The following is a 12,397-nucleotide window of genomic DNA, read 5'->3' as shown; positions in this document are numbered from 1 at the left end:
ACCAGTGGCTGGTGGCGAGTCAGAGGTTAAGCGGACAAACAGATGCGCTCCTTGCCTTGTTAAGACGACGATGCAGTTGAAGGGAAATGCGATCGCCTCCCCATTTTTGGCTCGCTCCTCTGGCTGCTTCTAGCTTGTGGAGTTTTTCTAATGCTGGTCCCAATTCTACACGAATTTTGCAACTGGGGCGCTCGCAAAACGTCGAACACTCAAGTAATACCATGTCCGCCTAATTAGTTATAATTCGGTGCATCTGTGCCAAAACCTGAAAACTCTTTCTCCGGTGCTCCCTACCCCCTGCTCCCCAAGAGCCTTAATGATAAGTCTTTAACCGGACACGATATAATATCAAATCCGTTTGTATCGGAATTATTTTTCCTTCCTCTTTCTCTGTGTCCTCTGCGCCTCTGCGGTTTTTTTATCACTCAGATGCTACCGGATTTGATATAACTCCCAAGCGGTTATTGAATAAACTTCTTGCAAAAGTCAAATTTCTGAAAATCAAACCACAGATATGCACAGATAAATTATTTGCGTTCATCTGCGGTTGTAAATTCATTGATCATATTTGCAAGAAATCTCATAGTTGAAGTATATCTAAAGGCATACAGAACGCACAACTCAGAATCAATTCTCGCTTACCGAGTTCTGCGTTCTGAATTGCTTTAGAAGGTGAAAGTGGTGCGGAGTACGCCTACAGTTGTTGTATCGTTTCTACTATTTCCTTCAGGATTGAACAAAACAAATGCTCCAGGAGTAATGCTGATATTGTCACTCACTTTAAAACGATAGTAAGCTTCTAAATGATAAGGAACAGCCCGCCGCTCACCATCAGGAGTCAGTCTAGCATCACCATCTGCAGAAGTCCGATAAAGTGGCTGTCCAAAAATAAGCCCCGCATTGTTTCCTGGTTTAAATAAATCATTAAAGTGCAATCCAACCATCCAACTTGTGAAGGTGGTAGAAGCATTAACACGCCCAGAAGAATCATCAACAAACATTGCTGCACCGTAGCCAGAGAAAGCAACTTTTGGAGACAAACGCCAAGTTACTGTACCGCCAACAGAGTTTAGTTCAACAGGTATTCCCAATGGAACACCAGCCAAAGCACCAATCTCACTACTGATTAATCCTGTACCCAGGAAGTTGATTTCGTGATAGCTGTGGGCATAGTTTAGAGCAAGATCTATGGAACTACTTGGTCTAAAGGTTACTTGTGTTGCGATAACACTACTACCCCCAAAGACGCCTGCTCCCAAGGGTGTGCCAGAAACTCCCGGCAGGATATCTGCGGCTGAAGTAGGAATATTTGCATTTACACTGCCATACAAAGCTCTCACATCGAACTGCTTTGATATGTCAAAAATGAATCCCGCAGCCGATGCCAAACCAGTTCCCGAAGTACCACCGGAGACACGTACCACGGGGTTCAAACCTGCAAAGCGAGAAATCGCTTCTTGTCCTTCACCAGAAAAAGGTATGATGCTAGGAAAGGCATCCGACACTTCCGCTGCAGTCCCAGCAAACAAAGTTAATTTTTTAGCGACGGGAAAGATATAAAGCAGCTTATAAAGCTCAATGTCATTGCTACCAGTGCTCGACAAAGTTTTAGGATCAATGCCAGGAAATTGTGGTTCAAAACCGACACGAGCGCTACTAGAACTCAGTATAGGCGAAGCTAAGCCCAAAGATTCTTGAATGCTACCACTACCAGTTAAACCGCCTGAAAAGTTATAAGCTTGCAAACCAGTAATTAGTGAGTCTTTGCCTGTGAAGCTCGTGGTGAGATTCAACCGCACTCTATTTGTGAGGATGATATTTGGATCTTTCCTACCAGGAGCGCCTCCCGTGGCACCAATGCCTGCTATAATGATCTCACCACTCAGTTTAGTGGTTGTAGAAAACTGATTAGCTTGCAATTCGGCTGTGCGAGCTTCTAAAACATCTACCCGACCTCGCAGTGTCGCCAGTTCTGCGGCGAATTCTTGTTGCAGTCTCTGCAAGGTGGCTAAATCCTCTCTTCTTACCAAATCAGCAGTCGCAGTGGCAACAAGTTCGTTGACTCGATTGAGACAGGCGTTTAAGCCAGCAGCAAATTCATAGCGAGTCATCGCGCGATTGCCTCGATAAGTGCCATTCGGATACCCAGCAATACAACCGTAACGCTCAACTAGAGATTGCAGTGCTTGAAACGCCCAGTCCGTAGGCTGTACATCAGATAATTGCGATACAGATGTGACTTGTGCTATCACATTTGATGCAGGGACTCGATTTGGAAATTTTGCAGTTAGCCCTAAATTGTTGCTTTCCTGCTTCTGATTCAAAGTAGGTGAACCTTGTTGTTTGCTATCCGTAGATACAACGAATTTTCTCTGACTCTGGCTGTCTTTTAGTGTGTCATTAACACTACTTGTACTTTCAGTTACAGTACTGCTGTTTTGTGATAGTTGTTCTACCGTGTAATTGATTTTAGATGTGTTATTAGCAATATCTGGATTCGGTATTACTTGTGCAGATAATGGTCTGGCAATTAAACATAGAAAACTGGCTCCGCTGGCAGAAGCTAGTAAAAATCTTCTCATGGCAACCCCCACACACTGAAATAGAGAAATTTAGACTGCGATCTAAAAAAAACAATCGTTAAGTAAACTTAAGGCAAAAATTGCAACACGGTATTGCTTATTTTGCCTTTCTTGTCCCTCAAAAAAAGTTTTCTTTTAGTGAACTTACCAATCAATTTATGAGTAATTATCGCAAGTGTTTAATTATCATAAATCTATTTATGTCAAAAATAGATATAACCTGTTATTTGTAATTTTTATAATTATCATTTGATCAAGTCTTGTCCCATTTATGATAATGGGAAAGTTTGTATTACAAATTACAAAATCTGACTATACCTACTTCACACAAAAGTTTACTGTATGTTTGCGGTATTTTTTTGATATGAATTGTATATTATTTGTAAATTTTTATCAAATTTTGAGAAATCTTTAAATAATTCTAGATTAAAAAACCTAGTGTTTTTACTATAACGAAAGTTTAAAAGATAACCTATGCTTCAGACAGAGGGATAGGGTGAAGATCTTTTTATCATTTTTTGATACAGAGGTAGATTTTATGTAGCTTTCGTAAAAGTAGCCTGAGAATTACGGAATCGCGATAGTTCCTTTTGTATCTCTGATCAAGAGTCTCGCAACACAGAGAAGCAAACTAAATATTAAGAGGATTTTATGAAGCAATATCTGAGATTTGCCAAGCGGTTTGGGCTACTGTTTACTCCCTTGGTAGCGACTTCTGTGCTTTTCACCTCACCCAGTCAAGCTGCTACTTTTGCTTTTTCTGATGGAGAATTAAATTTGACAGATTTCAATGGAATTCTTTCCACAGAATTTAACAGCCGCAATCATGGTGAGACTGAAGGTATTGCTATGGGTAAGAATAGTTTTGTAAGCTTGGAAAATTATCTAACCGTAGAAACGTCAGATTCTCCACTAAGAGCATTTACTGATGTTGCTAGTACAGTGAGTGGTGAAGGTAGAAACTACACAGGAGTTGTACAAAGCGATTCGGAAATTGTTGCTAATTTTGATATAGATGCTGGTAAAACCTTTTCTTTCAATTTCTCCTCTTTTCTAAATTTAGGGACACAAATAGATGCATCTCCAGTAGAGAATGCTCAAGCAAAAGGCGATATTGCCTTTTATCTGTTCGATACTTCAGATATACCAGAAGAAACTCTTTCTGACATTCTTATTGATTTATTAGACAATCCAGACAGCATCAAGAAAAGTCCGCTTTCTTTCTTTTCTATTAGTGGAAATATCAATACTCTTGGGAATGATTCTTTGAGCTATCAGAATAGTTCAGATATTACCTTAACCGAGAATTATAAAGAAACTGATTTTGAAGGAAATGAAGAATACACTCTGGCTGAGTATCAGGGCTTTTTCCAACGCTATTTTGAAAAACAAACAAATCTTACTTTGATTGCGACTAGGAGAAGTCAGGCAAGAGTGACAGCACCTGAACCTTCAACGAGTTTAGCTTTAGTACTATTTTTGGGATTACTAGCTATAGCTAAAAAAGGTAGATTTAGAGCAAAGATTTTAAAGGACTCTTCAGGAATGAAGATGGTTAAATTGTAGATATAAATGACGTCAAGCTCTATACTAACAAATTTGCAAAGAGGTTTTTTTCATGGCTACTCCAAACACAGTTACTTCTGAACCCTCCGTGTCACCTACTCAGGCGGCGACTTCTGCTCTTTCCTATGGAGATTTCTTTTTAACAAACTTGAGTCAAAGCTTTTCCACTGTGAATAGTAACAATCAGGCTGATACTTCAGCTCATGCGGATGGTGGTACAGCGACTGTTTACAATAATGCAGTCGTGGAAACTGACGATACAGTAGTATCGACTTTTGCAACTAGTTCAGCTTCGGGTGAAAATAGAGATTATTTTGGATTCGCAGAAACTAATGCAACTATTGTTGGTAATTTCTTGATCAATGCAGGAAATACTTTATCTTTCAATTTTACATCTGCCTTAGATTTAGAAGCATTAATAAATGCGGGACAGAAAATAGAGAATGTTAGCGTAATTAGGGAAGTTTCCTTCTTTTTATACGATACTTCTGATATACCGAAACAAACTCTTCCAGACTATCTTGCTAATTTATTATCCAATCCAGATAGTATTGGAAAAAAACCTTTAGTGTTCTTTTCTCTATCTGCAAGTTTAAACACGTCCGGGAATGATAACTTTTTGACAAGCAAGAAAAACGAAAATGTGACAATCACCTCTGAATTGAAAGATTCTAATTTTGCCGGAAGTCAAAAATTTGCTAGTACTTTTGTTCGTGGTTCTGTAAAACGCTCTTTTAATAATCAAGCAAATATCACTTTAATAGTTTTGAGAAGGGGTCAAGCCAGAGTTGCCGTGCCAGAACCTTCACCTACCTTAACTTTAAGCTCAACAAAGCCTAAGTTACTGAGCGTTCCTACCCAAGCAAGAGGTCAAAATGCGACTTCAAATCGTTCTTCAGATAGAAAGACTATGAAGGTGACTGTTGGCAAATAATTCCGGTAGCATGACAATCTCATGATTAAATTGGTTAGAGTTGGAGTAGCACCAAGGAGGGAAAATATCTTTTAAGTCTGTTCATAAAGATATTCAATGAAAACCTACGACTGGATTGTTATTGGTGCTGGTATTACGGGTGCTGCACTCGCCTACGAACTGGTAAAAAAAGACTGCAAAGTGCTTTTACTAGAGCAATATGCAACGCCACACAATGCAACTCGTTATAGTTATGGTGGTTTAGCGTTTTGGTCTGGTACCACTCCACTCACTCGCCAATTGTGCGACGAAGGTATCGCACGTCACCGCATTCTGTCGCAAGAGTTGGACGCTGATACTGAGTTCTGGGAGCTAGATTTATTGTTGACCATTTGGGCCGATACAGATCCAGCAAGCGTGGCGGCGTCCTACACTCGTTTTGCTATCCCTCCCAAATTACTCAATCCAAAAGAAGCTTGTGAATTAGAACCTCTGTTGAATCTGGAGGCTATAGCGGCTGCTTTAACTGTCAAACACGGTCACATCCATCCTGGAAAAACCACCCAAGCTTACATTAACGCCTTTTTGCGTGCAGGCGGTGAAATGGCGATTACCCAAGTTGTGAAAATACTGCCAAAAGCAGTGACAACAACAAAAGAAACATACAACACTGCTAATACAGTAGTGTGTGCTGGTGGATTGAGCCGACAGCTGCTCAAATCATCAGGCGTTTCTACCAAGCTGTATTTCACTCACGCAGAAATGATTGAAACTCCGCCTGTAGATATACAACTGCGTACCATAGTCATGCCAGCAAATCTTAAAAGGTTCCAATTAGAAGCAGATTCTACTAAAAATGACGAATTATGGAACCAATCAGGTCTTGAGCTAGTACCACCTATCTTAGATGCAGGCGCAGTTCAATTTCAAGATGGTAGTCTTCGCCTTGGGCAAATCAGCCGCGCCATCACAGATCCTCACGCCAATGTTGACTCCAAGCAAAGCGAAGCTGAGTTAAGAGCAAGCATCGGAAAAATTTTACCGAAATTAAACAAATTACCGGGAACTTGGCACCATTGTTTGGTGTCATTCAGTAATGATGCACTTCCCTTGATTGGTCTCATCCCAGAGCGCGAAAGCGTTCACGTCTTTTCAGGTTTTAACAATCCCCTTGTGATTGTGCCTCCTCTGGCACAACGCTTTGCTAATTGGGCCTTTGGAATGAAAGACGAAATTATTACCAAATTGTCCCCTGTTCGCTTTCAAAACTTGTCCTAGGGCTTATAATAAAAACTAATGCTTAAGCCACTTGCTACAAGTACTCAGCAAAATAGGAATTCCTTTTTATAACACTCACAACTTTAAATGTAGAATCTGTTGGTAGTGTTTGCTGGGATAAGGTCCTGTTCCTCTACCACCGCTTTGACTGCATCAGACGCAGCAAGAGCTTCGACACCAGCCGCAGAAATTTCAACAGGAATTGTCCCTAAAACATCAGGACTTTCAGCTAACTGTGTGCCTCCAAAGTCCTGAATGATTTTGCGTATGTAATCTAGAGCTTGTTTGGCTGAGTTGCGTATCCCTTCCATCGCTGCTTTGCGTTCAGCACGTGACTGCCGCAAGCTTATCGGCTTATCCAAATTTTCTAGCTTTAAAAATACTATGACGCTAACCTTCTGTTGAGGCGCTAGATTATTAAGCCGACACGCAAACTCAGAACTAATTTTGTTTTTGCCATTATGATACATGATGCACTTCCCTGATAGTCCTCAACTAAGAGCACTCAAAGCTTCCAGGGGTTGGAGTAAACCCCAACCCCATCTATTATCCGGACGACGACCAGATCCCCCTGGATGTTTTGCCGTTTCCTTCAGTACATTCATGATATCTGTTACAGTTGCTGTTGGCTTAGCTGCCATTAGTAAAGCTGCAACGCCTGCAACATGTGGAGTTGCCATAGAAGTGCCATCCATATAGTTATATTCGTAGGTTCCGTGAGGTGTTCTCGTCGGCGGTATACAGGAGTAAATCTGAGCACCTGGGGCAACAACATCTGGCTTTGTCACCACACCATTTGGCTCGTCTCCAGGAAAGACGAGACTCGCTCCGCTACTAAAGAATGCGACATCAACCTTGTCTAATGGCAGTTTTTCTATTGCACCCACACTGAAGGCATTATAGGCATTGCCAGGTGAGCTAGTGTTACCGTGGTTTTCGTTGCCGATCGCGACTACAGGTAAAATACCATACTGCGTCACCAATATGTCAAGTACTTCAGCAAACAAAGGTTCGTAGTAACTTAAACCAAGGGACATGTTGATAATATCAGCCCCTCTTTCGATCGCCCAAGAAATACCTTCCAATAAGGTTCGTAAAGTCGTATCTCCGATCAGAACACCACCAACTAGCAAATTAGCTTGCGGCGCAACGCCAATAGAGAGACCCTTTGGGGTTTTACCTCCGGCGATCGTGCCACAAACATGAGTTCCATGCTGTCCAGAGTCAAAAGCTGGCTTGGCATTAATCCGCCGACCAAGTGGATCAATGACCACAAACTCTTTGACTCGTTTTTCGAGTGCTGGATGGGCAGCATACACCCCTGTATCTAGTACCGCCACATTGATGTTCTCGCCCGTGGTTGTCTCCCATAATTTAGGAATTTCAAGCTGTTTTAATCCCCAAGTGACGTTGTCTTTGTTTTCTTCGGTGAATAGCTCAGAATACTCGACTTTCCGGGGTTGGATGAGATGAATTTTTTGATTTGGCAGAATAGCAACCACATTAGGTTGTTCCACCAGGGCTTCTAGCGTCCTGGGAGTCACTTCAACTGTCGCCATTGGCATTGCGCCAGAACCGATAGTAGAAACCTCTAAAGGTTCATTTTGATATCCCATGTCTTCTGTTGCTTCCTGGTACTGATCAAAAAGCTTTGCAGCTACTTGACTAGTAGCCCGCTTTTGAACCTCAAGCAACCTATTTTTTAGTTCACGCAAACGACCTCGTGGCGGCAAACCTTCAACTGGTGGCGCTTTGTAGATCACAATCGCATCGCGCTTGTCATCCCGCCCCATCTCGGCAAGAAATGGCTCGAAAGCTGGCGATATCTTATTTTCTGGATTCATTGCGATCTACCTCTTCTTCAATTTATTTTCATCGGCTTAGTTTTTTACCATAGTGTGATTGCGGAATTTTGACTCTATCTACTGTATCATTTTTTCAGACAAATCTTCCCCGCTCAGGTATCCTGGCAAGGAAAGATGTGCAAACTGTCTGCAAATAGAACCCCGCTTTGCCAAAAAGCCACTATGGAGATGGACGAAATTCTCGTCCATGTGTCTCTCACCTGCTTCTAAAAATAGCAAAAATTTAAATATTATGAACTTTTGATATTTTTTTTTAGGTTTGTGTCGGAAATATGTTATTCATTAACTCTTCAATTCTACTCAAGCAAAATAAAGTATTTAAATTTAGGACTAATATTTGATTTTTGAAAAAAACTCCGTACGCTTTTATTGCTTCTTAAGCGTTAAGCGTTAAGCGTTAAGCGTTCCCTGCCTCTACGAGTCAATTCACCAAATCAAATCGGATTCCTATAGTACTCAAATAAGTAAATATAAAAGTATTGAGGGTGCTATAAACTTTCAAAGTCGTTAAGTCTGATCGTAAATTAAAGGGTTAGGTGACCCCTACGTCTTCCGTCCCGCCCAACTTTCCAAGACGAATTTTGAATTTGAATTTTGAATTGTTATAGCAGTTGCCAGGTAGATTAGGACATCCACTAATGAGAAAATACGGAAACCACGGGACTTTCAAGGCTGCTCCCTGCTATATCTGCCACCCTTTATTTGATATAGTGCTGCATTTGTACTTCTGTATCAATTTTTTCTGAAGCCAAAAGCTCTGCGGCTTCTTGTAAAAGGTGATTTTGTTCTTGTTGAATTTCCTCTAGTCGAGTAGAAATCTCTACCAATCTTTGTTGCTTATCCTTGTGAATTTGTGGAGAGATTGTAGGTAGTACAGTTGGTATACTATCAGTGGTTTTTGTATCGGTCAGTTGCTTAAAGGCCAAGTTACCAAGTTTGGTAAATGATACAAAGCTGAGCTTTGCAAAAGCTTGGAGTAATTTCAAAGGAACTTGCAAAACTGATAAACTGGCTGACTCAACTATACGACCAATTGCTTTGATCAGGCTCCAAGTAACAGCAAGGGCAAAAAGCAGAACCACTAAACTGATGATTGGGTGGTTAGCCGCCCAACCAAGAATTTGAACCAACCGCAAAAGTGTAGGATGTTGCTCAAACCAATCACTCATAGCAGAAGAAATAGCTGTTTGAACCGCCACAGATGTTGTATTTTTGACTTGATCTGCTGATTGGAATGTTTGTTCAACAGAAGTTTTAGCTTGCTCAAGGGTTGTCGTCAGTGTATCAACAGTGCGATTAGTTACTTGAGATGCCCTTTCCTGCCAAGACTCGCCAATTTGTTGTGCTGATGTCGTTAAATAGTTAACGCTCTGGTGAACAAAATCTTTCGTCTGCTGAAAACCTAGACTGATTTCTTTATAGAATTCGGCTAGAAGTGTCATAGAGTATTTCACAACGGACACTGAAAGCAAGATGATGAATTGATGAACTTGCTTCCATGTAAGCAAAAATTTGTTCGGTTGATTGTAAACTTTAGGCGATAATGTATTCTATCCCTAGATAGAAATGCATTGATAATAGCTGTTTGTATTTGTCCATTCATCTTTACTTGTAAGGTTGTTGTCACAGCCTTGTGAAATCATTGAGTACTCTCAAGAATTAGTGCAGTATATCTTTAAACAGAGTGAATTCTCTACTTAGACAAAAAAATGACAATTCTTTCTTGATTGAAAATGAATTATCATTCCTAGGTTAGAAGCTAAAGACAAGTACTATTTGTTACAAATTAAATAGAGATGATTTGAAATAGTAAGCGTTCAGCACTTGTAAACATAATACCCATGCACTTAAGCCAGGAGTTTTTTCTAGGGAACACCGACCTTAGCTTTTACGTCAAAATACAAGAAACAGATACCCCCAGTCTTTTACCAAACTGATATGCCTTAGTAAAATCTTTTAACCTCCGGATAAGCAATTTCTGCTAATTCATGCAAATTAGTAAGTTTTGTCTTTATTAACATAATAACAACACACTGTTACACACATAATTAAGATAATTGTCTTCCATGTGAAGATTCACAACTTAGTTTACCCTAGCATTTCATATGTTATGGGTATGACACTTTAGTAAAAAGTCTTATACTGCCTATTTTTGACTAAGAAACACTTTTTTTGAGCTATACACTGTCACAAACCCCATGAATGTCATTATCCGTTCGCTGAGTGTATTCAGCCTGTCTGTGTCTGCGTTAGCAGCCATACCATATGTTGCAAGAGCTATTGAAACTTCAACGACTCCCAAACAGACAACAACACAACAAAATCTTTGTTCATCTGATACCAGGGAGAAATCGCTGTCTTCAGCAGTAGATAAGCAAAGCCCTTCTCCATTTTCCAACCTGGCAAAGGCAGGTTTTACACAGAAGCCAGATGGATCCTGGGTTTGTTATGTCAAAGATCAAACAAAACAGAAGCGCTATTACACTTTGTTCAAAGTGCAACAAGTGAATGGAGCGCTAGTTGCTAGTTCCTTCCTAGAAAATGGCACTCTGAGCGAGGGACAGGACGTTCGCAGCTTGGACTTGTTCATGAGCCTGATTTCAAACTATACGAATACAAACCAAGGGGATCGTCAAGGTATCCAAAGGTATTTAGAATCCTTTATAACTCTCGTCAAGCAAGGAAAAGTGCCTCCGTCAGGTCGAGGGTATCTTTTTGATGTAGCAAGCCGTGGATTTGTCCTATATCAGCCTATTACAGGGCAACTTCAGGGCACAGCAATCACGATTAACATCAACTCGCCTCAAAATTTAGATTCTTCTCCAGTCTCTCAGGCGAAATCCCTTGGAGGGAGAGTGTAGAAAAATTCAACATTCAAAACGAAATAAAAAAAACCCTCTCAAATAATCTTTTTGAATTAGAAATTGGTTTTTCCTCAATTCCCTACTGCCTTATTAACTGGAGGTTCATCTTGTTTAAATCTCGTATTACAAAAAGTCTTATCGCGTTCTCATCCTATATGGCGGCAATACTGAGTGGGCCTCAACAGGCTTTGGCTCAGCTCAATATTGGGCATTACGGTGTCCAGCCAGGACTGGAGTCAAATTATCTTCGGTATCAACTCTCCGGCCAGGATTTGAGTAAAATGCGAGTCATTCCTGGATGTGACGTGGGATTTGGTGCTGCTTGTAACAAGTCTGGAGCAGTACTACAGCAATTAGTCGAATCTAATAACGGACCTAGTTACAACGACCTCTTGATCCGAGCCGCTGGAGGACAGCAAAACTTTCAAAATTTTGCTTCTTACTACGGAAATAATCCTAATCTTGAGCAGATACCGTACACCTCGTTCTGGCAGAACGACGACCCTCACATAATGGATGGATATCGGTATACTCTTGGGCAAACAGTTAGTCGGACACCCCAAGCAGGTTTGGGACAGGTTACCAAGAACTTTTACTGGGCACCCGAAGGATCTGGAAACTCGCTTGACCCTCGGAGTGGCTTACTGAATTTGAAATACTCCTATGGTAGTTTGCTGTTGCAAGAGGTAGCAAAAATTCCTAATTGGAAGCAGCAGATTCAGGCTCAAGATTTGCCGCCAGATGTCAAGCAGTATTACGTCAGTAGGGTCTCTCAAGGGTTGCGTGCGTTGAAGAGTGGCAATGAGGAGCAACTAGAAGGGAATCTTCTTAATGTCCTCTCCTCACCATACTCTCCAGAGGGAGCTCCGTTTAATCGTCCAAATGCTGGTATTCCTGGAGACTTTGACCAGATTGTTGGGCAAGGTCTTCCAGGAGATGTCGTTGTAGGGGGACTGCCAATATTGCCTGGGGGAGACGTGATTAGCCAAGAATTTGCTCCTATTCCCGAAGCAGATGTTGTCACACGAGGCGGAGGTGGCGGGTTCCCATACTGGGCACTAGCTGGAATTCCGTTAATTCTTCTACCTTTTCTTTTGGGTGGTGGAGATGATAATTCTTCAAGAAATGTAGCTGAAACTCCTCCGGGGGGTGGCGTAACTCCTCCGGGGGGTGGCGTAACTCCTCCGGGGGGTGGCGTAACTCCTCCGGGTGGCGGCGTAACTCCTCCGGGTGGTGGCGTAACTCCTCCGGGTGGTGGCGTAACTCCTCCGGGGGGTGGCGTAACTCCTCCGGGTGGTGGCGTAACTCCTCCGGGTGGTGGCGTAACTC

At 41.5% G+C, this 12,397-nt stretch carries 10 protein-coding genes; 5 read left to right on the top strand and 5 right to left on the bottom strand.

Going from position 1 to position 12,397, the window contains the following annotated elements:
* Positions 1-19: 19 nt before the first annotated feature.
* Positions 20-223, bottom strand: coding sequence for a hypothetical protein (locus AC5JM2_RS30635; RefSeq protein ID WP_495839099.1), 204 nt, complete (start codon positions 221-223; stop codon positions 20-22).
* A 442-nt stretch (positions 224-665) separates the two neighbouring features.
* A complete protein-coding gene (locus AC5JM2_RS30630) occupies positions 666-2,582 on the bottom strand; it encodes an iron uptake porin (protein ID WP_495839097.1) in 1,917 nt (638 codons plus the stop codon).
* Positions 2,583-3,284: 702 nt separating this feature from the next.
* On the opposite strand from AC5JM2_RS30630, the gene AC5JM2_RS30625 reads away from it, so the two are divergent.
* From AC5JM2_RS30625 to AC5JM2_RS30615, 3 genes are all read left to right on the top strand, one after another.
* Entirely contained in the window at positions 3,285-4,148 is an 864-nt protein-coding gene (locus tag AC5JM2_RS30625) for a hypothetical protein (RefSeq protein WP_495839095.1), read from the top strand.
* A 169-nt stretch (positions 4,149-4,317) separates the two neighbouring features.
* Complete coding sequence (locus AC5JM2_RS30620) at positions 4,318-5,082, top strand: hypothetical protein (protein ID WP_495839093.1); 765 nt, start codon at positions 4,318-4,320, stop codon at positions 5,080-5,082.
* A gap of 96 nt (positions 5,083-5,178) precedes the next feature.
* Entirely contained in the window at positions 5,179-6,339 is a 1,161-nt protein-coding gene (locus AC5JM2_RS30615) for an NAD(P)/FAD-dependent oxidoreductase (RefSeq protein ID WP_495839091.1), read from the top strand.
* Between the two features lie 83 nt (positions 6,340-6,422).
* Here the strand turns inward: AC5JM2_RS30615 and AC5JM2_RS30610 are convergent, their stop codons facing one another.
* The 3 genes from AC5JM2_RS30610 to AC5JM2_RS30600 form a co-directional block, all read right to left on the bottom strand.
* A complete protein-coding gene (locus AC5JM2_RS30610) occupies positions 6,423-6,809 on the bottom strand; it encodes a hypothetical protein (protein WP_169265679.1) in 387 nt (128 codons plus the stop codon).
* A 21-nt stretch (positions 6,810-6,830) separates the two neighbouring features.
* Positions 6,831-8,183 (bottom strand): S8 family serine peptidase, encoded by a 1,353-nt coding sequence (locus tag AC5JM2_RS30605; protein WP_495839089.1) that lies wholly within the window; start codon positions 8,181-8,183, stop codon positions 6,831-6,833.
* Between the two features lie 719 nt (positions 8,184-8,902).
* Positions 8,903-9,646, bottom strand: a complete 744-nt coding sequence (locus tag AC5JM2_RS30600) for a hypothetical protein (protein ID WP_495839087.1) — start codon at positions 9,644-9,646, stop codon at positions 8,903-8,905.
* Positions 9,647-10,402: 756 nt separating this feature from the next.
* Between AC5JM2_RS30600 and AC5JM2_RS30595 the strand changes: the two genes are divergently transcribed.
* Together AC5JM2_RS30595 and AC5JM2_RS30590 are read left to right on the top strand one after the other, a co-directional pair.
* Entirely contained in the window at positions 10,403-11,065 is a 663-nt protein-coding gene (locus AC5JM2_RS30595; RefSeq protein ID WP_495839085.1) for a hypothetical protein, read from the top strand.
* 110 nt (positions 11,066-11,175) lie between these two features.
* Positions 11,176-12,397, top strand: a 1,222-nt coding sequence (locus AC5JM2_RS30590) for a hypothetical protein (RefSeq protein WP_495839083.1), incomplete at its 3' end; no start/stop codon positions are given.

The organism is Brasilonema angustatum (assembly GCF_059505445.1).
The sequence above is the reverse complement of the archived record's forward strand: the minus strand, read 5'-3'. Positions and strand labels throughout refer to the sequence as shown.